General features: G+C 54.9%; 17 protein-coding genes. 7 read left to right on the plus strand and 10 right to left on the minus strand.

The features are described 5' to 3' along the window. Positions 1-570: 570 nt before the first annotated feature. Positions 571-2,544 (minus strand): alpha-amylase family protein, encoded by a 1,974-nt coding sequence (locus D3P08_RS04945; protein WP_119598326.1) that lies wholly within the window; start codon positions 2,542-2,544, stop codon positions 571-573. Between the two features lie 163 nt (positions 2,545-2,707). Between D3P08_RS04945 and D3P08_RS04950 the strand changes: the two genes are divergently transcribed. Next, positions 2,708-3,577, plus strand: coding sequence for an AraC family transcriptional regulator (locus D3P08_RS04950; protein ID WP_119598327.1), 870 nt, complete (start codon positions 2,708-2,710; stop codon positions 3,575-3,577). A gap of 61 nt (positions 3,578-3,638) precedes the next feature. Here D3P08_RS04950 and D3P08_RS04955 read toward each other — a convergent pair whose 3' ends face one another. Beyond that, entirely contained in the window at positions 3,639-4,517 is an 879-nt protein-coding gene (locus D3P08_RS04955) for a helix-turn-helix transcriptional regulator (RefSeq protein WP_162848362.1), read from the minus strand. A gap of 114 nt (positions 4,518-4,631) precedes the next feature. Here D3P08_RS04955 and D3P08_RS04960 point away from each other — a divergent pair, with 114 nt between their 5' ends. Genes D3P08_RS04960 through D3P08_RS04975 form a run of 4 tightly spaced genes read left to right on the plus strand, consistent with a single transcriptional unit; the run spans position 4,632 to position 11,465 of the window. Beyond that, positions 4,632-5,765: a glycoside hydrolase family 88 protein gene (locus D3P08_RS04960; RefSeq protein WP_119598329.1), complete on the plus strand. Its 1,134-nt coding sequence runs from the start codon at positions 4,632-4,634 to the stop codon at positions 5,763-5,765. Between the two features lie 2 nt (positions 5,766-5,767). Then, entirely contained in the window at positions 5,768-6,424 is a 657-nt protein-coding gene (locus D3P08_RS04965) for a hypothetical protein (RefSeq protein WP_240647309.1), read from the plus strand. A 33-nt stretch (positions 6,425-6,457) separates the two neighbouring features. Next, positions 6,458-10,447 carry a glycoside hydrolase family 2 protein gene (locus D3P08_RS04970; protein ID WP_119598331.1) on the plus strand — a complete coding sequence of 1,330 codons (3,990 nt, stop codon included), beginning with the start codon at positions 6,458-6,460 and terminating at the stop codon, positions 10,445-10,447. 49 nt (positions 10,448-10,496) lie between these two features. Beyond that, positions 10,497-11,465, plus strand: coding sequence for an alginate lyase family protein (locus D3P08_RS04975; protein ID WP_119598332.1), 969 nt, complete (start codon positions 10,497-10,499; stop codon positions 11,463-11,465). Positions 11,466-11,545: 80 nt separating this feature from the next. On the opposite strand, the gene D3P08_RS04980 is transcribed toward D3P08_RS04975, so the two are convergent. Beyond that, the gene (locus tag D3P08_RS04980) at positions 11,546-12,046 is read right to left on the minus strand and encodes a hypothetical protein (RefSeq protein WP_119598333.1); all 501 of its coding nucleotides are present in this window, start codon (positions 12,044-12,046) and stop codon (positions 11,546-11,548) included. A gap of 157 nt (positions 12,047-12,203) precedes the next feature. On the opposite strand from D3P08_RS04980, the gene D3P08_RS04985 reads away from it, so the two are divergent. Continuing rightward, the gene (locus tag D3P08_RS04985; protein WP_119598334.1) at positions 12,204-13,043 is read left to right on the plus strand and encodes a DUF2935 domain-containing protein; all 840 of its coding nucleotides are present in this window, start codon (positions 12,204-12,206) and stop codon (positions 13,041-13,043) included. Positions 13,044-13,065: 22 nt separating this feature from the next. On the opposite strand, the gene D3P08_RS04990 is transcribed toward D3P08_RS04985, so the two are convergent. From D3P08_RS04990 to D3P08_RS05010, 5 genes are all read right to left on the minus strand, one after another. Further along, complete coding sequence (locus tag D3P08_RS04990) at positions 13,066-14,166, minus strand: Ger(x)C family spore germination protein (protein WP_119598335.1); 1,101 nt, start codon at positions 14,164-14,166, stop codon at positions 13,066-13,068. Then, positions 14,167-15,261 carry a GerAB/ArcD/ProY family transporter gene (locus D3P08_RS04995; RefSeq protein ID WP_162848363.1) on the minus strand — a complete coding sequence of 365 codons (1,095 nt, stop codon included), beginning with the start codon at positions 15,259-15,261 and terminating at the stop codon, positions 14,167-14,169. A 4-nt stretch (positions 15,262-15,265) separates the two neighbouring features. Further along, a complete protein-coding gene (locus D3P08_RS05000) occupies positions 15,266-16,738 on the minus strand; it encodes a spore germination protein (protein ID WP_119598337.1) in 1,473 nt (490 codons plus the stop codon). A 153-nt stretch (positions 16,739-16,891) separates the two neighbouring features. After that, complete coding sequence (locus tag D3P08_RS05005) at positions 16,892-17,551, minus strand: hypothetical protein (RefSeq protein WP_119598338.1); 660 nt, start codon at positions 17,549-17,551, stop codon at positions 16,892-16,894. Between the two features lie 173 nt (positions 17,552-17,724). Beyond that, positions 17,725-18,090 (minus strand): winged helix-turn-helix transcriptional regulator, encoded by a 366-nt coding sequence (locus D3P08_RS05010; protein ID WP_119598339.1) that lies wholly within the window; start codon positions 18,088-18,090, stop codon positions 17,725-17,727. Between the two features lie 147 nt (positions 18,091-18,237). Between D3P08_RS05010 and D3P08_RS05015 the strand changes: the two genes are divergently transcribed. Further along, positions 18,238-18,774 (plus strand): dihydrofolate reductase family protein, encoded by a 537-nt coding sequence (locus D3P08_RS05015; RefSeq protein WP_119598340.1) that lies wholly within the window; start codon positions 18,238-18,240, stop codon positions 18,772-18,774. An 80-nt stretch (positions 18,775-18,854) separates the two neighbouring features. On the opposite strand, the gene D3P08_RS05020 is transcribed toward D3P08_RS05015, so the two are convergent. Then, on the minus strand, positions 18,855-23,378 hold the full coding sequence (locus D3P08_RS05020) for an OmpL47-type beta-barrel domain-containing protein (protein ID WP_119598341.1): 4,524 nt from the start codon (positions 23,376-23,378) through the stop codon (positions 18,855-18,857). Between the two features lie 75 nt (positions 23,379-23,453). Then, entirely contained in the window at positions 23,454-24,323 is an 870-nt protein-coding gene (locus tag D3P08_RS05025) for a carbohydrate ABC transporter permease (RefSeq protein WP_119598342.1), read from the minus strand. Between the last annotated feature and the right edge of the window lie 17 nt (positions 24,324-24,340).

The raw sequence follows: 24,340 nt of genomic DNA on the forward strand, positions 1-24,340 counted from the left end.
ATCGGCATTGTGGATAGAATTCCCGCTTAATTGATGCACATTTGCAGGAATTTTCTCACACTGTCAGCCTAGTTGATGGAATTGCTGCGATTATGCAGGAATTTTCTCACACTAGCGGCATAGTTGGTGGAATTGCTGCGATTATGCAGGAATTTTCTCACGCTATTGGCCTAGTTGATAGAATTCCCGCTTAATTGATGCACATTTGCAGGAATTCCATCATTTACGAGTCCCCTGCCTAAAAATTGCTGCATTTTTGCAGGAAATTTCTCACACGATCGGCCTAGTTGATGGAATTGCTGCGATTATACAGGAATTTTCTCACACTAGCGGCATAGTTGGTGGAAGCCGAAAGTTGCTGATTTTTTACTGTTTACCCCGCCGAAAGCTGCTGCACCTAGGCAAAAAATTCGACAAGTACACTTATTCCAGCGAAAGCTGCTGCACCTAGGCAGGAAATTTAGCAAGTTCGTTTAACTCGCGGCCAGTACCCTGCATTCCTCCAGGAAACTGGCAGCGGCAGAAAAGCAATCACATGAGGCAATTGCTTGCGTAAGAGCTTGCCTCTGATCAATTATACTCGATAACGACCATTTGATGGCAGTCCAAAACGGGAACCGTGTAGGAAACGGCCCGGTTCTCAACTCGATAAGCCAGCGGCGTCATCTGCGGCGCCAGATAGACTTGTTTGACCTCTTTATCCGTTCGGATCGTCACTTCAACATTGCGAAGCGGAACGATATCCTCGATCACTTCGATGCCGTCTCCTCTCCGGACAGGCGATGCATACAGCAGATGATTGACGAGCCGCCTCTCCTCCTGCTGCTCCTGCAGCGTGACGACGCCTTGCGCCGGCAGACTCGTTCGCAGCGTTTTGTCCGGCAGCAGCCGGTTCAGCGCGTGCAGCACCGTTTCTTTCAAGATCAGGCTGCCTTTGGTTGCGTAATCGTCAAATACGTTCCAAGCGATATAGATCCCGCTTGCGCTTTCCACCATGCCCGGCCCCCCGTAAGTGTGGCTGTTTGGGGTGTGCTGGTGCGAGCAGAACGTAAAGACGTCCCGGTTGAAATACGGGTCTTCCCGTTTTCCAAGCTCGGTTCCTCCTTCAAGCTCGAGCTTCTGTCCCTCGCCGTAGAAAATAAAAGAGGCCTCCCCCAAGCTGCCGGGCTTGAACATCGGGCGGAAATAATCGGGACGGTACGGGTTCGGTCCCGCATACCGCGCTCCAAAATCGATGGCGAACCGCTCTCCTTCCGGATCTAGTCCGGACCAGCCGGTCGCGAGAATCTTTCCGCCTTGCTGCAGGAAAGCTTCCAGCTTCGTCCGCAATTCATCAGTAACCGCTACATAGTCCGGCAGTATGACCGCTTTGTAATCCGTTAAATCTTGCTCCATATCGATTACGTCAAATAATACTTTGCCTTCCAGCAGCATGCGCGCCGCGCCCGCATCGGACCTCGGCTTGCGCTCAGGCGCACCTGCCTTCGGATGAACCCCCGCCGCTTCGAGCGACAGAAGCGCCACGTCGGCAACGTTCGCCGTATTCACGCACCAGGCTTCCTTGCTCTCCACCTCGCGGTAGGCTTCGCCGATCAAGGCATAAGTCGCCTCATCCATCAGACCGTTCGGATGCAGCTGATCGCCGATCGAGCATCTTGCCCCGTTCGCGATGCTGAGAGCGGTTTCGTAACGGAGCGCGTTCGGATGCTTGTAGCCGCCGAATTCGCCCCAGGACGTATGGAATTTCCCGGTCATGCCGAGAAAATCGAGCCCCAGCGTCTGCGCGTACCTGGCCGACAACGGAAAGTGATCGTAACCCCAGCCCCCCGTCGGCAGCGACTCCAGCTCCAAGTGGGTGTTCATATACGCCTGATCCCGCCGCCCGCGCGCTATATGCCCGTTGTTATGAAAGATCGGGAGCCCCGGCTTTAACGCTTCGACCGTCTCCTTCACCTTCGCCGTGTAGTTGGCGTACGTTCGTTCCCATAGCTTCCGCATCGCCGCTTCATCCCGCGGATCCTTCCCCTCGCGTCGTACGCTTTCGACACAGGTATGGCAGTAACAGCTGCGCACCCCGACGATATCGAGGAACAAGCCGTCCGCTTCATACCGGGTCAGGACCTCTCGGATTTGCGCAAGCAATATATCCAAATATGGCGAATTCAAACAGAACTGATGGTAGCCGGGCTCCATGAAGCCTTTCACCCAATTCGTTGCGTCGTCCTTGTCGCGGATCAGCCATTCCGGATGGCGCCTAGCCAGCTTCTCGTCTAAACCGGCCGATAAATAGACCGGTGTTTTTACCCCGATTTCATGCGCGGCCTCGATCTGCGCTCCAAGCAGGTCGAAAGTGAGCCCCGGATGGATCTCATTCGCCTCCGTTGGATGATAAGCCCAGCCGTGATGGCATTTGGAGAATACCGTGATCGAATCGACATGGCCTAGCCGAAGCATATCCTGAAATTGCTTTTTGTTAAAACGGTCTCCGATCGGCTTAATCGCTTCGGAGGTGTGAAAATCGAGATGGACCTGACGGAATCGCATGTTTATCTCTTCCTTTCCGGTTCGAATGCCTTAAGTATATAAATTCCAGGCAGGTCCGGACAGGTTCAGAACCGACTTAAACTAGCACATTTTCTACCAAGCCTATATTTTCCGTGATACAATGAGGCTACAAAAACGACGCGAAAAAGGAGTTGCTGAGGCCATGAAATGCTTGGAGCTCGCCATCCCCCCGCTGCCGCAGCTCGTAACGGTCGGCCACTCGTTCTGGTCTCCGGGACAGCAGCATTTGGCCCGTTCTTTCGATGTGTACGACATGATCTTTGTGAACAAAGGCGCATTGTATATTACGGAGGACGGCGAGCCATACGAGATTAAGGAAGGGACCATGCTTGTGCTCGAGCCGAACCGCATGCATGCCGGGCACCGCCCTTGTGAGGAAGTGACGGACGTTTATTGGCTTCACTTTATCCATCCGGCGGCCATCCGCACGCTCGACAGCGAGCAGATTATGTGGTCCTATCCCTATGCCAAAGGGACTGATTTCGATGTCGCCCCGCAGCGGCAAGTGATGTATATTCCGAAGTTCGCCGGCTTTCATAGCCCCGACATTCTTCCGATTCTGCAGCGTATGCTGGAGCTTCATCAAACTTTATCGCCCGCATCCTCCTTGCCGCTGCAAGCGCAGCTGGCCGGCCTGCTTTCACAGCTGCAAGCGGCGGCGCGGACGCAGTATGCCTCCCGGTCGAGACAGCTCAGCGACCAGGCCATCTCTTATTTGCAGCAGCATATGACCCGTCCCTTCGACGCAGCGCATATGGAGCGGACGCTTCATTACCGGTTCGATTATATCGCCCGTTGTCTGAAGGCCCATACCGGCAGAAGCCCGCTCCAATATTTGCATGATCTGCAAATGTCGGCGGCCAAGTCGCTTCTCGCGAATACCGAGCTTTCCGTAACGGAGGTCGGCGAGCGGGTCGGCATCGACAACGCCAATTATTTCATCCGTCTGTTCCGGAAATATATGGGCGTTACGCCGAGACAGTACCGCTCCGCGCAATTATGGCGCGCATAACAAAAAGCAGGGACGAAGCCTTCGTACCCTGCTTTATTGGTAAACGGGCGCAGCTGCCGGTTCACCGCTTGGGAGAATGCTGCAGCGCGGACCGGTAGTCGAGCGGCGTCATGCGCTTGTGCTTTTTGAACAGCTTGCAAAAATACGGCGCGCTTAAGCTCCCGACCTCTTGCGCGATCTGCTGCACCGATTTGTCGGAGTTGCCGAGCAGCACGCAGGCTTCTCGAATTCTTCTGGCCGTAACGTAATCCGTAATGGATTCGCCGGTATATTGCTTGAAAAGGTGAGATACGTAGTACGGCGATAAATGCAGGTCGCCCGCCAGCAGATCCAGGCTGAAGGATCTCCGGAAGCGGCCTTCGATCCAATCCATGATCGCTTCAATATGGGCGGTTTTCCGCACGGACCAGCCCTCCGGCGATAGGTCCGCTGGGGAGATGACCGTCAACTGAAGATAGCGAAGCAATGCGATTAAAAACAAAATGCGAGCCTCTTCTTGGTCCTCGCCGGACTTCTTCACCGCCTCCGCATGGCTCTCGATAAGCCCCGACAGCCGATTATCCGCAAATCTATACTTGGGCGCGGGAAGGGACCCTTTGGTCAAAAACCGGAGGAATGCCTGAAGCTTCGGATATGGCGCTAGATAGGGCTCCACATATCGAGGATCGAATGTCAGATTGGTCCGTACATACCGGACATCCGCGCGCCCGGGAATCTCGACCCGATGCAGCTGATAAGGCTGAAAGCAAAATAACGCCCCTCCCTCCAGCTCATACGAACGGCCCTCAACCTCCACGACTCCATGACCCTCATGAATAAATAACAACTCCAGACCTTGGTGCGCGTGAAATTTCAAAAAAGGCTCATCCGTCCATTCGTCCCGAAAGGATAGAAAAAAGCTGCGGTTGTCCGGTTCCACATGCTCGATACGCGATGCCAATCGTCCCGCCCCCACTCATCAAAATCGCAAGATAGAACTATTTTAGCACAACCGAGAAAAATACGTCCGGGCTATAATGAAGGCAGATTTCACGCAGAAATGGAGGATGCCGACATGTGGGCGCAAGCAATCGAAGACGCGTTGCGCGTCGTTTCGCGAAATATCGGCCGGTTTGGAGACCGGTTTCCCCGCACGAGCACGCAAGGGGATCGGATTTATCAATTGACGGACGGCAGCGATTGGACCGAGGGCTTCTGGACCGGAATGCTGTGGCTGTCGTACGAATATTCCGGAGATCCCCTCTATCGGACAGCCGCTATAAGTACGCTTTCCAATTTCCGCAGGCGTCTCGAGAGCCGCTTGAAGCTGGACCATCATGATATTGGATTTCTGTATTCCCTCTCGGCCAAAGCCCATTGGATAGTGGAACGGGATGAGGCATCGCGGCAGCTTGCCCATCAGGCGGCGGACGTCCTTATGGAGAGATGGCGGGAGACCCCGGGACTGTTGCAAGCTTGGGGGCCGAAGGACGATCCGGAGAACGGAGGCCGCATTATAATCGACTGCCTTATGAATTTGCCGCTCCTACATTGGGCTTACCAGGAAACCGGCCGCGAGCGTTACCGGCTTGCCGCCGAGCGGCAAACGGCTTTAAGCCGGCGCTTCCTGGTGCGCGGGGACGATTCCACGTACCATACGTTCTACTTCGACCTAACGACCGGAGATTCGATTCGCGGCGGTACTCATCAAGGCAGCCGAGACGGATCCACCTGGACCCGGGGGCAGGCATGGGGCATCTACGGCTTCGCCCTCGCCTACCGTTATATGCGGCAGCCCGAGCTGCTGGACACTACGAAGCGGTTAGCACGCTATTTTGCGGATCGGCTGCCCGAGGACGCCGTGGTGTATTGGGATTTCGACGTGCCGCAGACGCCGGAGACCAAGCGTGACAGTTCTGCGGCAGCTATCGCGGCAGCGGGAATGCTTGAGCTGGCAAGTCTGCTGCCCGAGGGAGATGCCGACCGGAAGTGGCTGCGGAAAACAGCTAAAACCATCGCCGCCTCCCTTGCCGCAGCCTATTCGACGAAGGATGAGCAAGACGCCCAAGGCCTGCTGAACCGGGGCTCCTACGCGGTCCGTCTTGGCATTTCGCCGGACGATTATGTCATCTGGGGAGATTACTTTTATCTGGAAACGTTAATGCGGCTGGAACGCGGCGTTCCCGGCTATTGGTACGAGAGGCAATAACGATGAACCGGAGGCGACTTATGCAGCGTTATCATTACCGGGCGCAATGCCGCCCTGACCTCGATCCGGAAGTCTATTTCCGCGACGCGCTCCCCGAGCTTCGGGATCATATGAGAGAATGCGAAGCCTCAAATCTCAGTCTGTTCCGCAGCGGCGCCGGGCTGTTTCTCTATTATGAAAGCACGGCGGGACATGTCGATCCCCATGCTCTGTTCCGTCATTGCGAAGAAGCTCTGGAAGCATGGCCCGGAGAGGACGTCCCCCGCAGATGGGTGCCGATGATGGATATTTTCCACTATCAGACCCCCGTCAGCGAGGAGCATTGGCTGCGGAAGAACGCCAGCGCGCTGCCTTACGCCCGTATCGCCAGGCTCAAACCGGAGCAGGTGTCCAGCTATGTGTACTATCATTATCAGTACCAGGAGGAGAAGCCCGGCGACGGGGACAAATACGGGATTATCGCGCTTCATGAAAATTTGATGTTCTTTTATTCGGAGGCTCCCGCCACGCTCGAGCAGCCTCCGTATCAAGGCAAGCTTTCAACCGCTGGCACGCCGAACGATTGGTCGGCCGCCATGCTGCCTCACTTCGTGCCGTGGAACGCGGAGACGGAGCCGCCGCTTATCTGGCAGTCGATCCCAATGATCATTCGGGCCTGACCGTCATTGTTTAGAGGAAAAGGAGCAGAAATCATGAGAACATCGATTTGCTTGAACGGCGAATGGGATTTTATGCCGCTATATGAGCGAAATCCGGGCTTCGAGCTTCCCTCCGAGCTTGCTTATGAAGATCGGAAAGTGCAAGTGCCTTCCAGCTGGAGGGGGTCTTACATCCGGCCTTCGGGCAAGACGTTCGGCGAAATTCCCGAGCATGGCTACGCGCCTTACGATGTGTTCGGCTATCCAAAAGAGTGGGCGCGGGCGGACGCCGGTGTCCTGCATCGTTCGTTCCGGCTGCCAATATCCGCAATGGAAGCAGGAGAGCGAATATTTCTGCGATTCGATGGCATCATGCAGAAAGCGGCCGTGTACCTGGACCGCCGGCTGATTGCCGCCTGGGCAGACGGATATTTGCCGCTTCTGATCGATGTGTCGGAATGGGTAAAGCCGGAATGCGAGCATCATGTGCATGTCGTGTGCGGCAGCTTTGACAAGGTGACGATTCCTTCCGGACAGCAAAAGATGACGGGATTAGCCGGCTCATGGTTCGGCTCCCTCGCCAGAGGCATTTGGCAGGACGTTTATGTGGAAAGCCGGCCGAGCGCGTCGATAGCGGATGTCGCGATTCGGACATCGGTCCGGGAGAACCGTCTCGAGGTGCAGGCGAAGCTCGAATCGCTCCCCGGCAGCCGGCCTCTTGAAGTCCGGCTGTCCGTAACGGAAGCCGGACAGCCGCGCTCCTCGACGCCGGTTATGTTCGCTGAAACGGTCGCACAAGGTTTCGCAAGAACCAATGAAGCCGCCGCGATCTCGTTCTCGCTCGACTGGGCGGGAGCCAGGCTATGGACGCCGGACGATCCGTTCCTCTACCGGCTGGAGCTGACTGTTACTGACGGCGTCCGAATGATCGACCGGACGGAGACGCGGTTCGGCTTCCGCGAAATATGGACGGACGGTCCCCGCTTCATGCTGAACGGCGTCCCCGTCAACCTGCGCGGCGATTCCTGGCACTTCCAAGGCGCTCTCCAGCAGACGGAGGCGTATGTGCGCAATTGGTACAGAATGTGCAAGGAAGCCGGAATCAACTGCGTGCGTCTTCACGCGGAACCTCACCCCTCCTATTATTTGGATATAGCGGACGAGGAAGGCATGCTGATCGTCGACGAAACCGCCATATACGGCTCCAGCAAATCGATGTCGGCGGATCATCCGGATTTTATCGCAAATTGCAAAGCCCATGTCCGAAGATTGGTGGAACGGGACCGGAATCACCCTTCCGTCATCATGTGGAGCTTGCAGAACGAAATGCGCTGGGTGGACGGGCGGGACGGCTATAAGCTACATATCCCGGCCATGATGGACATCATCCGGACTCTCGATCCCGCCCGCCCCATCATCCTGGAAGGGGATAACCGTCTCCTCCCCAAGGCGCTGACGGAAGTAGAGAGCCTGCATTACAACATAGACGGAACGATTGCCCAGTGGGACCGGAAGGCGCCTCTCGTCTTCGGCGAGCATGGCGGCTGGTGGTATGTGTGTCCCCAGAACAGCAGCATGTACGCGGGACATGCGGCGTATAAGAATACGGACGAATGCGTAAAGGGACTTGCGGAGAAGGAGCGGCTGTTCGTGGAATACGCAAGGCGGCAAGGCGTGTCCGGCATTTCCAGCTTCAATTTCGCCCATTACTTCATGCGGGCCATGCCTGAACGAGATATGCCGCTCCCGGAGGCCGCTCTTGACTCGCCCGGGCCTAAGCCGAAAGTCATCCCGAAATATGCCCTGACGCTTCATAACGGGCTGCTTCCGGCGGAATATCCGCCATACCGGAAAAACCCGGCGTTCGATAGGATGGCGGCGGCCTTCAAGCCCGCGACGATCATTCCGGCGGAATACAACCGGTCCTTCTTTGACGATAAGCCGATCGTACGCAGCTTCGACGTATACAACGACACGCTTCATAGGCGCCAGGTCCGGATTATTTTCGAGGTTCGGCAGGATCGGCAGGTCATGCACCGGGAGGTGAGCGAATTCGCTCAGCAGCCGGCCGAGCGCCGAACCGTGAAGATATCCTGGACGCCAAGGCCAGCCGGCAGTCTATCGCCGCTCCATTTGCGCGCCGTCCTGCTGCACGATGAAAAGACGGTTCATGAGCTCGAGTTAAGCTTCAAGCTGTACCCTGCCCGCTTGAAGACCGAGCCTGTCGACACAGGCCGGCCGACGGCTTTTGTGGGCAGCGAGGAGGATTTCAAGGTCATTGCGGCGCTTGTTCCGGCTTGCGAGCGGCTTGAGCCGGACCAGATCAGGGAGCTGCCTCCCTCCTATCTAGTGGTGGCGGGAAGCAAGCTCGAGGATGCGGACGAACGGCTTGAGGAAGAGCTGAACCGCCATGTGAAGAAAGGCGGCCGCGTGCTGCTGCTCGAGCAGTTCCATCTCTCACTAGGCCAAGCAGCGATCTCCAGACAGCCATTCATCCGAGCTCACGCCGGAAGCTGCCGTCATCCCATCCTTCGCGGATTGGATAACGACGACTTGATGTTCTGGCACGAGGAGAGCCGCGAGGAGGGCCCTCTCCCTATTATACAAGCCGCGTTCGAGAAGCCTGTCAAAGGCCACTTCAACATTATTCTGGAGTGCAGCGCGGGGGATTTCGGGGACGGCGGCGATCTTTGGTCGCCTTTGCTGGAATACCGGAGCAAGAACGGATTATTTGTGGCCAATCAGCTGGAGCTGATGGAGAACGTTCAGAAGGTGCCTCAGGCCTGCCTTTTGCTCCGGAATTTGCTCTCATACACTGGAACCGTCGAAATGTCCGCCGTTCGCACCGGCGCGTTGGTGGAGGCGGGAGGCCGGGCGGAATCGTTCCTGCAGACTTTGGGTCTCGCATTCGAAGCGCTGGAGACGCCGGCTTGCGAAGCGCTTTCGTCGTACGGCCTCCTTATAACCGAACCGGCAAAAATCGCAGCCGACCCGAGCTTGGCTTCGGTTATTCGAGACTATGCCCGGCTCGGAGGTACGGTTGTCATGCTTCCGGCGGTTCGCGGCCACGAAGCGGCGTTATCCGCTCTGCTGGATCGCCCGGTCGCCGTTCGGGAGCAGGAGACTTACCACCTGGAGGCGGATTATGCCTTTCCCGAGGCCCATGGATTAAGCCCGGTCGATCTGTTCGGCTTCGACAAAGTGTTCTTGTCGCCGCGGGAAGCGGAGAACCGCCCTCTCGCGGCTTACAGCTTGGAGACCCCTGCTGCTGCCCCTTTATGTACGAGCGTGGAAGGCACGGCATGGAAGGATTATTTTGCGGGGCAGCATACGGATGAATACAGCAGGGTGGCGCTGATTGAGCTCAATCGGGATAACCCGCGGCCTGCAGGGCATTACGTCCTGCTAACGGGGATGGACCAAGGACGTATCTTATTATCGCAGCTCCATCTTCATTCGGAGAGCGATAAGTCGATCCGCCTCTATACGAGGCTTCTCGCTAATCTGGGGGCTGTCTTTGAAGACGGGATTCTGGCCGCAAGTAAAGGGGACGAAGCTTGGGCCGTTGAGAAAGTGATGGCTCTGCCATGCCCGCCATATGCGGATTTTGAGGCGATGAAAGCTTATTACACCGATCCCGATTTCTCGCTGAACAATTTGGGTGAAGGACTTTACGGCTGGATGCAGAAAAAAGAACGCGGACGTGCGGACGGTTCCTTCTGCATCCAAGACCCCGGCGGCATGCCTTGGTTCCTAAGCTGCTTCGTCCATCTGCTTGAGCCGGAGCTCCGTTCGGAGTCGGACTGCCGGAGCGGACGGCTGCTAATAACCGCGAACTGCAAGTACGAAATCTATTTGAACGGGAGCAAGCTCCTGGATCCGGAAAAACAGATCGAGCTGAAAGCCGGCCTTAATCGGCTCATCGCAATTGTGCAAGGAACGGACGAAGCGATTCGCTTCAGAATGGTGTTCCGGAATCATGACGGCACGTATATGAAGCATTTGCAGTACCGGCTGACCGTCGACGAAGTGGATCCGAAATAAAGATGATTTCAACAAATATGAGTATGGAAAGAAAGGAAATTAAGCGCCTATGCTTCCTCACACCGCTGCAAGAGACCTTCTGCTTCGGCTTGCGGACGAAAGCTTGTCCGTTTCAACCCACGCCGTCCCGAATTGGCGCATCCCCGGCTTTTATTACGACGCGACCGGGCATCAGGCCGCCAAACGGCTGATGGAGGCGGATGCCCAAGCGACTTACGCGACTGCGCTTGCATACCGGTTGACCGGCGAAGCGGCCTACGCCGACAAGGCGAGCGAGCTGATCAACGGATGGGCCGCCGTCAACCGGGAAATCGCGGACAATGACGGACCGCTTGTATCCGCTTATTTGGGATCCGGCTTCATTCAGGCAGCGCTGCTGATCAAGCCATATACGGGCTGGCGGCCGGAGGACCGGGCCCTGTTCATCCGGTGGATGACCGGGATTTGCTTGCCGGCATGGGACCGCATTCCGCTGCGGAACAACTGGTGGAGCTGGAGTCTGTACGCCCAGCTGTCCTTGTTCCGGTTCATGGACGACAGGGTCCGATTCGCGGAAGAAGCCGCCAATCTTAAGGCGCATATCGACGCTTCCATTGCGGATTCCGGCTTTCTCCCCGATGAAGCGGACCGCGGCACGAAGGCGATATGGTACCATTATTTCGCCCTCGCCCCCCTCACGGCGGCAGCCAAGCAAGTCCTGGACTACGCGGGGGAAGATTTGTTCCGCTGGATCTCGCCAAGCGGAAAAACCATCAAGCAAGCGCTTGATACGCTGCTGTATTACGCCGACGGCCGAGCGGAGGAATGGCCGTACGATAAGGGCCAAGAGGTTCCCTCGCCGCTATCCGCCGATACGTGGCCGCTTGATTTATTCGAGGCGATGGCCAAGGTTTACGGCGATCCCGCTTATGAACGGTTTGCCGCTCCCCGCCGTCCGGTAACGGGCCATATCAATCGGAGCAGCGGCTATTTTCAATCCTATGCTTGGGTGTTCCCCGAGCTGCTGTTTGAAGTCTAAGGACGGAGCAAAGCTTCTCTCTCCGTCTTACGAGGTTAGCAAAAAGAGCCTTGACGTCTGCCCGTCAAGGCTCTTTCACGTTAACCGGTTTTATTGCGATTTACTATATCGTCGACCATCGCTTTCATGGACAGCATGGTCGTTTTTTTATACTGAAGTCCGAGACGGAGCACTTTGACCTGCTGCCTGCGGGAAAGCTGTTTAAACCGGGGCTCCTGCTTCAAAAACCGTCGAATAATGGTCCAGCTGCTTGCCGGAGTCCGCTCCCGCTTTAGAATGGGCACCTCATAGGGCAGCTTCCGTTTGCGCATCCGATGAATCAGCGAATGAAGTCCTTCCAGCGCTTTGCTTTCGTCGACCAGACAGGGCGCGACCGCTTTTCTTGTATGCTTTTTAAAATAGTCGAAGTGATGATTGCCGCTAATAATGACATATCCGCCCGCTTTCCTGCTTTTTCGGACAATCATCAGATGCATGCAATCCTGAGCGGCTTTGCGCAGCTCTTTGATCCGCTTGGTCAGCTGGACCGAAATCCCGGGCTTTAGCTTGCTAAGGGGAATATATTGCACCGTATATCTCATGCCAGTCACCCCTTCCTGTTTTCCTTATGTATATGCCCGGGAGCCCCAATACGGAACTATTATTCCGGTCAAGACCAAAGCAGCGGATCATCATACTCGAATGTAGGCCTACATACATTACTATGTAATCATTCATCCAGGGAAGGGGCTGATTTCCATGACGGCGGGGGCTTCCATCTTTACTCCGTATCAGGAGCATGCTTTCTGGCTCGAAATTCTTGACGATCATGCTCACTTTATACGTGATTATTTGTCGCCGACAGAAACAAAGTGGGTACAGACGGCTCAATGGTACATCGATTCGTTTCATGCGCTTCGCGGAAAGGTGAATCAGTTGAAAATCGATTTGCCCGCTTCATCTCCCGAGATGATTCAGATCGCGCAGGAGATTTACCCCATCGCTTCCGGCTATTATCAATTCGAAGGCCATATGCAGCGGCTGCGCATCGAAAACGCGGTCAATTTGAACCTGACCCCGACCTACTTGAACGGCACCTTGAACGAAAATCAAGAATATCTTCGGCTGCTCGGTTATTATATGCAAGGCAGCGAGCCCGTTCCGCAATCCTTGTATGACCTTCTCGATCTTTGGCTGGAGGATCAGCTGGGCCATGCCGTGCTGCTCGGCAACGTCCTCGACCCGGTTGAACTCGGTTTCACGACGGGCGCCTCGGATTTTGCGAGAGGTTTTCAAGCCCTTATGTTGAAGAACGATACGTTTAAAGGATATCTTCGGTTCACGCCGCCCGGTTTTCAAGCGCAATTGCAATTGGCCCGGGATACCGCTGCGCTCACCGCGGATTTTTACCGGTTTGTTGAACGGATTATCGCGATGTATACGAATACGAGCGTGCTATCCAGAGCGACGCTGCGTTTTCTGGAGCATCACTTGCCGGAAACGTGTTACTTCATCCACAAGCTGGAAGCATTCGATCCGTCGATCGAAAAGCTGCCGAACTGCCCGTTAACAAAGCCTTCTTTTCCGCTGGAGGCGTAACCTCCGGCGGAAACGGAAGCCGCTATTCGATGACGCCGAACGAATCGATGGCTATCGTCGCCTGAATATCAACATCGGCTTGCCCGAAGGCTGCGCCCCAATCCTCCCGCACTTCCTTCCACTGTTTATACTGAAACGCCCTAGCGTATAGGCCGTAGCCGACCGGGTCCACCTTATGCGCCTGCAGCTTGCCGATCAAGCGTTTGAAGGCATGCTCGACCTCGTCCGTAAGCAGAGACTCGATCAGCTTCTTATCCGCCGCGAGGTGATACGGACCATCCAGCTCCGCGATCTCCGCTCGAATGGGAACGCGAATATGAAATTGAAATTTGCCGTTGCTGTATGCCGTCCTGACTTTAGCTTTAGCCTTCTTCATGTCGAAGCTGACGACCGAATCCCCTTCTTCGCCATGAATCGTCGTCGTATAGGACACGGGAAGCTCGATCTCGTTCTGCAGAAGCAGCAATAGCGCGCTCTCTTCCTTGTTCAAATGCAAAGCCATTTTGCCGGAATGGTTCAACAGCATGGTTCCCGTTACGGCGATCTCCTTCCCTACCGGTTTAATCTCCGATATCGCCGCCGTCACCCCTTCTTCCGTCTGCATGTAGTGAAAATTTTGCAAGGTTGTTCGAACCGTCATTTCCGACCGGTGTCCCGTCTCGATAAGCTTGCGGATGTATTCCGTCAAAATCGGCTGCGAGTTCCACTTGCCCTCCATCAGCTTTTTAACAGAGCAGTCGCAAGCGGCCAGTAAAGCGCTGTTCGAAAATTTCGCGTCCCGGAACACCACGTCCAAGTAGGGCATCATCTCGTTTTTTTGAAGCAAGCTTCTGCTTATCAGCAAGACCTGCAGCTTGCCGCTAAGAAATTCCCCCGCGCTTTTGGCCCCTAATACCGTTCTCGCCTCCCGCAGCGATTGCACCTTGCCGGACAATAGAATCTCCTGCGACTTCGACTCTTCATTAAAATCCAGCACCATTCCTGTTATAGAAAGCTCGCGGTTATCGTTCGTATCCATACCAATGATGGTCACTAACGAGCTTTCGTCCAACTCCGTACGGTCTGCGCACCCCGTGGCGGCTATCAAAATTAGTGTGAGCACAAGTGATTTGGTCAGCTTCATTTAACGCAGCGCTCCTTTGGCCATTCGTCTTGCTTCCCAACAGCACCATAACAACAGCGGGAAAACATAACCCATACCGATCGAAACGGTATCAAACCCGCCGGAAACCATTTCCATTTCCTCAAGCGTCGGCTTCCAAATCCAGGCTACTCCGATCAATAGAACGATTAACAGAACAACGGGCCTTTTATGGTCTTTTGAACCGATCAAGCTTTGAATGCCGGACGCCGCGAAAAACAAGTATGCACTTAGCGTCTGCGTAACAAGTATGATGTAATACGCCAAAAACACGATCTCAAAACGTTCGATAAACGGCATCGTAACGGCCTTCAGCAGCTGCAAGGTAGGCCATAAATATGTGCGAAGCTCTTCGCTGCTGAAATACATCGTAGACGTAAGGAATACAAAAATATAGATCAATAACGATAAGCTGTTGGCGGCGAGCACCCCTTTGAACGCTTTCGTCTTATCCTGCAGATGAGGATAAAGCAAAAAAGCCGTCTCGAAGCCGAGGAACGGCACCAACGATGCTCGAATACCGTTTAGAATCGGCCATAAGCCATCTCCCGCGATAGGAAGAAGGTTAAGCGCATGAGCTTCCTTGAGCGAAAACAAAACTAAAGGCGGCATCCAAAATGTGAAAATATAGACGAACTCGGCGTACCTTCCCTGTACTTGAAGCCGGCACCTTGCAAGCCTGTATACCGGAATAAGGAGCGCCAATACCAATAGCAGCTGGTTCATGTCGCGCAATATCCATATTTGGATAATGTTCACTTCGGTATATAAAACAACGGCGACGGTACAAGCTGTATAGGCGACCCACAACGCCAGAACCGTCCGCCCCGCCCATTTGCCGAGCACAGCCTGCAGCATTCCGTCGAACGTTTGGCCGGGATGACGCTTCATTACTTGAATCATGAAATATCCCGAAGCGGTTGCGATCATCCATCCGAGGAGGAGCGAGATCCATCCGCTGTTCCCCGCAGCCTTCGTCAGAACGTTCGGCAGAATCAATACACCGATCCCAATCTGGGTCTTATACATATAAAAGATGTATTGTTTATGGCTGAGCTGTTGCGATGGGGTACTCATGACATCACCTTTTGCTTCGACTTGATGAATCGGCTTGCGGGTCATTCCCTGCAACGGCGCTGTCCGCCCGGTTGCGGAAGCCTCCTTGGGGCAGCCGGGCCAGAACTGACCGCCATTTCTTCGTATCGATCGGAAATAAGGGACTCCCATACGGCGCCTTGAGGGATTGCATGGAGATAATATGGGTGACCAGGACCATAATGCCGATGACGATGCCGACCAGCCCCATGAGGAAGGCGGCAATCATAAACGGAAATCTCAGCAAGCGGACAGCTGCCGCCATATCTTGATTCGGCTGGACGAATGAGGCGATGGCCGTCAGCGCCACAACAATAACCATGACGTTGCTGACAAGACCGGCTTCGACAGCCGCTTGTCCGATGACAATCCCCCCTACTATGCCGACCGATTGTCCTACCTTGGGCGGCAGCCGAAGACTCGCCTCCCTCAGCATTTCCAAGATAAGCTCCATAAAAAGCGCCTCGAGTATCGGCGGAACAGGCACTCGCTCCAGCGACTTGCCGACCGACAAGACCAAGTCGATAGGAATAATCTCGTAATGATAGGAGACGGCCGCGATATAAAACGACGGCAAAAAAATAGCGATGACTAAGCCTATAAACCGAAGAAGACGAAAAAAGGTAACGACAGGCCATCGCAAATTTCGGTCGTCCGCCGATAAAAAGAACGACAAAAACGTCATTGGCGCGAGCATGACTTGCGAGGTATGACCCATAAGTATGGCGATTTTGCCTTCCATAATGCCGGAAGCCACGACGTCCGGCCTCTCCGTCAGCAGAAGCTGAGGAAGCATCGAATAATTGTTATCTTCCAAGCTTTCGGCCAGCTCTCCCATGCTCATCAACGCCTGCGAGTCGATGCGTCGCAATCTCGCGTTCAGCTCCGTCACATTAGCCGGATCGGCTTTATCCGGATGATAAAGCATAACGGCATGTATTTTGCCTTCATGACCCGTGCGGACTTCCTGCTGGATCAAACGCTCTTCCGGTATATGATGGCGGATCAAGGCCAAGTTTGTATGGTTCGAATCGATGAACCCGGATCTCGTGCCCTTTAATGTGGATTCGTTATCCGGTTCTTTAACTTGCGCCGACGGCCAAGAGGACATATTTAATAAATAGGCATGCGCCTCCCCGTCGAGATAGAGAAATACATGGCCTTTCCACATGCCCTTATTAATATCTTCCCAGCGTTCGTAGGAGCCGAGCCGGACGGGCTCTAGGATCGACTCAACTTGTTCGATGGTTTCCGCCTTTAGAATGAGCGGCTGAATGATGTCCCGGCTCAGCTTGTCTTCGTCCACAACAACGCTTAGATACGAGATCAGAACGGCTTGTCCGTTGAATCCCAGCCGAATGGACTTCATGACGAAATCCGACACTTCCTTGAAGTGCCGCTGCAAGACTGGTTTGATCTCGGGCATTCCCGGCCGGAGCCGCTCTTCTTGATCCAACATTGCACCGAACCTCCGATTCCCATCCGCGCTAGGTATAATCTTCTTCAAAAACAGGAATTTTATGCCACGAAGGGCAGGAAGTAAGACTTAGCGCCTACTAACAACAAAAGCCCCTCTAAAATCGAGGGACTTTGTTCGATCAAGGATGTTCGGTCAGCCTGCAAATTTCGGCTCGAGGTTAAGCTTTCTCTCCCGTTCCGACCAAAGCGCATACCCCAGCCAGACCAAAGCAAGCCCCATTGGCACCGCTAATATCCGGTCTAGAGGATGCGGGAGCAGCGAGGAGGCGAGTGTCGAGATGGATCCAAAAGCTAGCAGGACACCCGCCCAGCGCGGCAAGATGCCGGAACGGAAAGTGGCGATGCCAAGGAACAAGCCGCTGAAAACATACATGCCGCCGGCTAGCGGAGCTGCAGCAGGAAGCGCACCGAGATCAGCTTCGCTGGCGCCCCCGCTGAAGATCCCCAGGTAACCTTCCACAAACTCCGGCGCGTCTGCCGCCAGCTTCGGCAGGACAAAGGCTTCGACGAACGTGAAGGCGATCGTAGCTAACCAGAAGAAGCTGAACAGAACAAATCCCGCCAAGCCGGTCCAGCCCGCCTCTCTCGCTTGCCTGGCGTATATCCCCGTAACGCCGGTCAAGCCGAAGAGGGCCATGGCAATGGTCAAATAATGAATGATTGCCCAAGCCTTAGTCGAGACGGATGCGAGCGTATCCGGCGGATGGAGCGGCTGAATGACGATGAAGAGGATTCCTGCCAGCATTGCCGCCATTCCGGCGGAACGGATTAAACCGGAGACTGATATTTTCATATGATCTCTCCTTCACAAGTAAATACTTCTATACATAATGTAATATTTAACAATCATAATGTCAAATATATTTTACATAATGTTCGCTGCTCCATACACAAAAAAAAGATCCATCACAAGGACGGACCTTTTTCTAACCTTCGAATATGGAATCGCTCCCCTTGGACAGAACGTTACAACACGACTTTATCTTCTTGTTCCCTTTCATCCTCCGGCTCTGCACGCAGTTGTCCTCCATATTGCTGAGTCCATGCCCACATGGCTGCGAATATCGGCTGCAAGCCCTGCCCTGACTCTGTCAGTTCATATTCGACATGCAGCGGTACGCCGGGAAACAGCGTGCGCGTGACCAAACCCTTCTCTTCCAAAAGCCGCAACCGATCCGTTAACGTTTTCGGGCTGATCGGCTGCAGCTTGCGCCGAAGCTCGCCGAAACGCCGTGTACCGTTAAACAACTCGAACAACAGAAGCAGCATCCATTTGCCGTCCAAAATTTCCAGAATCGGCTCAACCTTGCCCGGACATGTCCGGTCCATCATCTACTATCCCTCCATAGTTCATTTTTTGAAACTATTGCACAAAAATGTAACTACTTTTCAAAAGTACCACAGGAGGACTAAACTGTAAATCAAGCGGACCGCCATCCATCCAAAAAATTATAAAACAGGAAATGAGGAGAAAAAAAGATGAAAACCATTTTATGGGCAACCTTAACCGCTAACGGCAATTATGCGCAATCCGGCCCCGATAACCCGCCGAAAAAGGAAGCGTTGGACGACTTTACAGCACAAGCAAATGCGGCGGGAAATTTGATTGTCGGAAGGCGTACCTTTGAGGGCATGCAAGACCCGAGCCGAATCTCAGCGGAGGAGCAGGCCAACGCTGGCGGTCCGTTCACCGGGCTGGACATCGTTGTACTTTCCAAAAGCGCGCAGGCTATTCCCGGCGTAACGGTGGCAAGGTCGCCTCAGGAAGCCTTGGATTTTTTGCGAAAAAAAGGACACCCTACCGCGCTCGTCAGCGGCGGAGCGGAGATACACAACGCTTTTCTCAGCCAAGGACTTATTCACGAAGTGATATTTAATGTGGTGCCTGTAATGGAAGGCAAAGGGTTGAATCTTCTCATCGACCAAGAAGCCTACAGGCACAAACCAGTCCAGCTGCTGGATTGCAAGTCCCTTGGCAGCGGAGTCGTTCAACTGCGTTATGCGATGAACGGGTGAAACCGCGGGAAACGCTTTATCAAGAGCAGGAAAAAACGCCTATGCGATAACGCATAGGCGTTCCATCCTTTGGCCGTTTCCTACTCCCGCTCTCCCGTCTCTTCCAATATCGCCTGTGCGTCCCGCAGCAGATATCCGGCCGCTTCAGCGTCAATATGCTTGCCGCTTTGGGCTTCCACGTGACGGATGAACGCTTCAAGCTGACCGTGCTCCAGCTTCTGAAGCAGACTGTTTGCGATACCGTCGTTATCGATCCAGGATATCTGACGGAAGCTGGCTACAAGCCCCTTCAGCGCGTTCGCGTCGGTATACGTGGAGAACGTGACGGTAATCTCCTGCGCATTCCCGGCTTTGTCGCTGACGGATAGCGTAAATGCGTGCGTACCCAAAGCAAGCGTATAGAGCGGGATCTCCGCGCCTTGCACAACCTGTTGTCCATCCAATGTCGCCACGGCGCTTGCTACGCCGGACAACGCGTCGGATGCCTCCCAGGACAATATTAAAGATTCCGAATCGGCGTATGCCGCCTCAGACGGCTGCGTAACGGACAGCACCGGAGCTGTCGCGTCCAGCTTGAAGCCGAGCGACTTCGCCTCCTCCCGGTTCCCGGCCCAGTCAACCGAACGGTATTGGATCAAGTAGCTGCCGTCCTGGCTGAAGCTCAGCGCTTCTGTGTATGGCTGCCAGGTTGTTCCGCCATCCGTGCTGTATTCGGTGCCCGTCACGCCGCTCCCCTCATCCGCCCCCGTCAGTTCGACCGTAACGGGCCCGCTGTACCAGCCGTCCGAACCGTTCTGCTGCTCGGGGGTAACAACCGCCGACGTCACGGGAGCAATCCGATCGATCAAGGTGAACTTTACGTCGTCGAACCACATTTCATTAAAGCCGCCGACGTAGAAGCCGACCGCTCCCGACGGGTGGTGGTTCGGATCATCCGCGCTCAGCTTCAGCTCGCCGTTCACAAAAACGCGTACGCTTGCGCCGTCGACTATAATCCGGAAATCATAGGCCATGCCAGGCTGCAGGTCCTCGTACGGAACGTTTTTGGTTTGAAGCGCCGCCCAGTTCGGGTCATACAAAATCCATTGCGAGGTGCCGTCCGCCAGCTTGCGGTATCCCACCTTCCCCGATGAGCCGGACGCAGACCGGTCGTATACGTAGAATGTGCCCTGCGACGGCGTTTCGGCAGGCATTTGCAGCTTGAACGTTAGGTCATAGCTTGTAAAGGATTTCGGATGGAGCGCATTCGCGCCTTTAACGATCCGGTACAGCTTGTTGCCGTCCACCGTCACGATGCTGCGGTTCGGATCGACCGGCCAGCCGTTCGCGCCGGAATCGAAATCCGTAAAGTGAAGAATATCCGATACGATAATGCGGGCGGATGCCGCAGCTGCCGGGTTGGCGGCGGAAGTTACCGTGACGGTCGTCTCCCCCTTGGCTATTGCGGTCACGACTCCATTCGCATCGACGGCAGCGATTCCCGGATTGGCGGAGTGCCATACGACGGAGCGGTTCTCGGCATCCGACGGATCGAATTGGACTTGCAGCTGCTGCTGCTCCTCCACGACCATATTCAGGCTGCTCTTATCCAGCAGCAAGCCGGCGACGTCCGTTGTCGGCACCTTAAATCGAATATCGTCGAAGAGCAGATAGTCAAAGCCGCCGGCATAGAAACCGACTTTGCCGGAAGCGTTGAAGGTCGCGTCGCTTGCCTTCAGCTTGAGCTGGCCATTCGCATAGACGCTGATCTCCGGCCCTTTGACGATAATCTTCATGTCGTAGACGGTGTCCGGCAGCAAATCATGGGACGGCAGCACGTTCTGTTTGACGGTCGCCCAAGCCCCGTTGTACAAAAGCCACGAGGACGTGCCGTCCGCAAACTTCCGGTATCCGATTCGGCCGCCGCTGCCGCTCGGATTCAGCCGGTCGAACACATAGAACGTAGCCAATTCCGGAATGACCGGCGGCGTCTGCAGCTTGAAAGTAAGCTCGTAGCTGCTGTAATCATTTTCGTTCAGCGCGGTCGCGCCCTTAAGCAGCTTATACATACGGTTGCCGTCGCCCGTATCTACAATGCTCCGGTTCGGGTCGCTCGGCCACGTGTTTCTGCCGTTTTCGAAATTGGTTTCATCCATAATGCCGTCCCCAACCTCGACCGTCACCTGAACCTCGTCCCGGAGGAGCGGATTGTCGGCGGATGCCGCCGTGACGACGGCGCTGCCCAGATTAACGCCTTTCAGCTTGCCGTCGGCGTCCACCTTCACGACAGCGGGATCGCTCGACGTGTATACAAGCTTATTGTTGGTGGCGTTCCAAGGGAGTACGGCGGAATACAGCGAATACGATTTACCGATGCCGATCGTCACGCTGTCGTCATACAGCTCGACGCCTTCCACAGGGATCGCATCCGGCGCCAGATAAGGGCCGGCTTTGCCCGTAATCCCCATTTCGCTGAACGGAATATCCGGGAAGCCCGGTATTTGCTGGAACACCGCCGCATCGGGCCTTAAGTTCAAATCGCCGCCGGCAAAATCGGCAAAGCCCGGATCCTGATTCGTCACCCAATTGTCCGCGTATTGGACGAGATTGAATTTATCGTAAGCGCCGTTCGCATTCGTCGTGCTGCTTCTTGGCTTCGTCGGATTGTAAATCACGTTGCCCTGGAACGTGTTCGTATCCGGGTAATACCGGTTCTCCGTAAAGAAATTCGCAAGCTCCGGGTATTTCTCGAGATGAGGCATGCCGACGAAGTGATTATATTTTTCGAACAGGGCATGCCATGGCCCCATATAGTTTTTGGAGATTTGCTGCTCCGGGCCGTCGCCGAGGTACAAGTCCGCATAGTCGTAAGGAACCTTGGCGTCGATGAACAGATTGTTGCGCGTGCGGATGTGGGCGCCTCCATTGTTCAGAACGGCCGAATTCCCCATGCGGTAAAAAATATTTTCTTCGATCGTAATGCCCATCGTGAAGTTGTCCGGATACACGCCCTGTACGCCCGCCTTGCCTTCCCCGATATGATGGAAATAATTGCGCCGGATGACCGATCCCCGCTCCTGCGGCGACGCGCCTAAGTTCATGTAGATAGCGCCGAGATCGGAGAAGGTTTTGCAGACATCGTAGATGTCGTTGTATTCCACGATATGATCGTTGCCGAAGATAAGAATGCCCGGGTGGGGAGCGTCGTGAATTTCGCTGCGGGATACGCGGTTGCCCGCGCCGGTCAAAATGACGGCTGGGTTATACGCTTTGTGGTAGTAGGCAAAATCATGGATATGGCTGTTCTCCACCACATTGTTGCCTGGCTCCAGCGTAAGCCGGTCTCCGCCGTTCAGAATGACTCCCGTACCTCCGACATGGTGGATATGGGTGTTTACAACGGCATGATTTTTGCCGGATGCCGTGGCAAAGTCGTTATACAGCCAGCGGCTTTGCGTGTTTATCCGAACGCCGCCTTCTGTAAAGTTACGAATCTCGCAATGCACCAGACGTACATGGCTGCCGCCCATAATGACCGCCGCCGAATCCCGGCCGTTCTCCAGAACGAGGTCCTCGAACGTCACATACGACGTATTAACCGCATTGATCATGGGGGTTTTCAGCATGGACACGGTAATTTCAGGCGCTTCCTCCGCTTGGAAGGCTGCCGTCGGCAGGAAATAGAGAATGCCTTCGTCCCGGTCGATGTAATACTCGCCCGGCATGTCGATCTCTTCCAGCAGGTTTTGAGCGAAATGGAAGTCGGGGTACCAATTTTTGAACAGCCCGCTCATTTCGCCGTACGCCAGCGTAATCGTTTTATTCGTTGTGTCGATTGAAGCGACTTTATTGTACGACCATTCCCAGCTGTAGCCGAAAATCCCGTCCAGCCATATGTCGTCCGCTTCCGTCCATCGATCCGGACGCTCATAGGTATACGTGAACGTGCCGCCCCGCGTCTGCAGATCGGGATCTTTGCGGGTCGGGCCCTGGTCGAGAATGTCGCCCATTTGGACCGTTCCGCTGTTCGGCCATCTCGCAAGCGTCATTCCCTCTCCTTCCACATAAAGCTCCATCGGAGGTGTCTTGCTGACGTCGTTCGCCAAGTAATACCCGTGACGGCTCATGACGCCGTAATCGGTAATGCCGTGATCCAATAAATTCACTTGAAGCACCTTTGATCTGGCCTCTAGGCTGATGATCCGGCCAAGGACCGCCTGATCGGTAACCGGAGCGAACCAGCTTTTCTCCAGGCTTTGGCCGCCCGTCAGCCGTACCGATTCGCCCGGATACGCCCGGTAAACGATCGGTTTGTCCGCGGCGCCCGAATCCTGCTCCTCCAGCTGGAAGCTGCCGGTCCGGCTATAGACGCCACCGCGCAAGTATACCGTTACGCCGCCGTCCGGCAGCCCCGGCCCTTGCTTCAGCTGGCGAACGGCGTCTCTCGCCTTCTCCAGCGTCAAGAAAGGAGCCGCTTCCGTGCCGGGATTGGAATCGCTTCCATTTTGCGAAACAAAAAAGACGGCCCCCGAGCTTGGGGATTGCTCCGCTTGCGCCTCCTGAACCGGAAAACTGCCTGCCATTAAAAATATCGCGAGCAAGACCAGCATCGTATTTCTTCTCATGCTACTATTAAGCCTCCTTAGGATTGGAATATCCGGGAGGGAACCTTATGGTTCCCGCTAGATTGCTCCCGGAGCTTAACCTTTAACCGATCCGATCATCGTTCCTTTCTCGAAATATTTGAGCAAGAAGGGATACAGCACGAGAACGGGCAAGGAGCATACGATGACCGACGCCATCTTCAGACTCTCCGGCGCCGGAGGCGTCATATTCGTCGCCGTTGTGAACGGATCCAGCTTGTTCTCGATCAAGATTTGCCGAACGACCTGCTGCAGCACGAACTTCGATTGATCGGTCACATACAGCAGATTGTCGCTGAACGCGTTGATATGATGGACCAGCGACCAAAGACCGATCGTAACCATGACCGGAATGGACAGCGGCAGCACGATACGAAGCAAGATCCGCATATCTCTCGCCCCGTCGATGCGGGCCGCTTCGATAAGCGCAACCGGTATCGACCGGAAGAACGAGAGCATGACGAGCACTTGAAAGGCGTTGGCCGCCGTCGGCAGCACGTATACCCACAGCGAGTTCAGCAAATGCAGCTCCTTCATAAGCAGATAGTTCGGCACGATCCCGCCGTCGAATATCATGGTGAACAGCAGCAGCAGCACCAGAACCCGCTTCATCGGGAAATCGGGACGCGACAGCGGATAAGCGGCGCAAACGGTGACGAGCAGCGTCAGAAACGTGCCGACCGCCATCCGGAACAGCGTATTGGCGTAGCCCGACCAGACGAACGGATACTCCAGCAGCTCTTTGTACGCTCCCCATTCGAAATCCCGGGGGAAGAAATGAAAGCCGCTTCGAAGCGCTTCCCCACGGCCGCTGAAGGAAACCGAAATCACATGGATGAACGGATATACAACGATGAGCGCCAATGCCGATAATACGAAATAAATTACGATAGGGGCGATTCGATCCCGCCAATTTGCCGCCTTCATAACGGACTCCCTCCCGC

The organism is Paenibacillus nanensis (assembly GCF_003583765.1).
In the GTDB taxonomy this organism is placed as follows: Bacteria; Bacillota; Bacilli; order Paenibacillales; family Paenibacillaceae; genus Pristimantibacillus; species Pristimantibacillus nanensis.

What these genes read in the sequence shown, in the direction of transcription:
- D3P08_RS04945 (WP_119598326.1), bottom strand. Translation starts at nt 2,544, where the DNA reads ATGCGATTCCGTCAGGTCCATCTCGATTTTCACACCTCCGAAGCGATT.
- D3P08_RS04950 (WP_119598327.1), top strand. Translation starts at nt 2,708, where the DNA reads ATGAAATGCTTGGAGCTCGCCATCCCCCCGCTGCCGCAGCTCGTAACG.
- D3P08_RS04960 (WP_119598329.1), top strand. Translation starts at nt 4,632, where the DNA reads ATGTGGGCGCAAGCAATCGAAGACGCGTTGCGCGTCGTTTCGCGAAAT.
- D3P08_RS04965 (WP_240647309.1), top strand. Translation starts at nt 5,768, where the DNA reads ATGAACCGGAGGCGACTTATGCAGCGTTATCATTACCGGGCGCAATGC.
- D3P08_RS04970 (WP_119598331.1), top strand. Translation starts at nt 6,458, where the DNA reads ATGAGAACATCGATTTGCTTGAACGGCGAATGGGATTTTATGCCGCTA.
- D3P08_RS04975 (WP_119598332.1), top strand. Translation starts at nt 10,497, where the DNA reads ATGCTTCCTCACACCGCTGCAAGAGACCTTCTGCTTCGGCTTGCGGAC.
- D3P08_RS04980 (WP_119598333.1), bottom strand. Translation starts at nt 12,046, where the DNA reads ATGAGATATACGGTGCAATATATTCCCCTTAGCAAGCTAAAGCCCGGG.
- D3P08_RS04985 (WP_119598334.1), top strand. Translation starts at nt 12,204, where the DNA reads ATGACGGCGGGGGCTTCCATCTTTACTCCGTATCAGGAGCATGCTTTC.
- D3P08_RS04990 (WP_119598335.1), bottom strand. Translation starts at nt 14,166, where the DNA reads ATGAAGCTGACCAAATCACTTGTGCTCACACTAATTTTGATAGCCGCC.
- D3P08_RS04995 (WP_162848363.1), bottom strand. Translation starts at nt 15,261, where the DNA reads ATGAGTACCCCATCGCAACAGCTCAGCCATAAACAATACATCTTTTAT.
- D3P08_RS05000 (WP_119598337.1), bottom strand. Translation starts at nt 16,738, where the DNA reads ATGTTGGATCAAGAAGAGCGGCTCCGGCCGGGAATGCCCGAGATCAAA.
- D3P08_RS05005 (WP_119598338.1), bottom strand. Translation starts at nt 17,551, where the DNA reads ATGAAAATATCAGTCTCCGGTTTAATCCGTTCCGCCGGAATGGCGGCA.
- D3P08_RS05010 (WP_119598339.1), bottom strand. Translation starts at nt 18,090, where the DNA reads ATGATGGACCGGACATGTCCGGGCAAGGTTGAGCCGATTCTGGAAATT.
- D3P08_RS05015 (WP_119598340.1), top strand. Translation starts at nt 18,238, where the DNA reads ATGAAAACCATTTTATGGGCAACCTTAACCGCTAACGGCAATTATGCG.
- D3P08_RS05020 (WP_119598341.1), bottom strand. Translation starts at nt 23,378, where the DNA reads ATGAGAAGAAATACGATGCTGGTCTTGCTCGCGATATTTTTAATGGCA.
- D3P08_RS05025 (WP_119598342.1), bottom strand. Translation starts at nt 24,323, where the DNA reads ATGAAGGCGGCAAATTGGCGGGATCGAATCGCCCCTATCGTAATTTAT.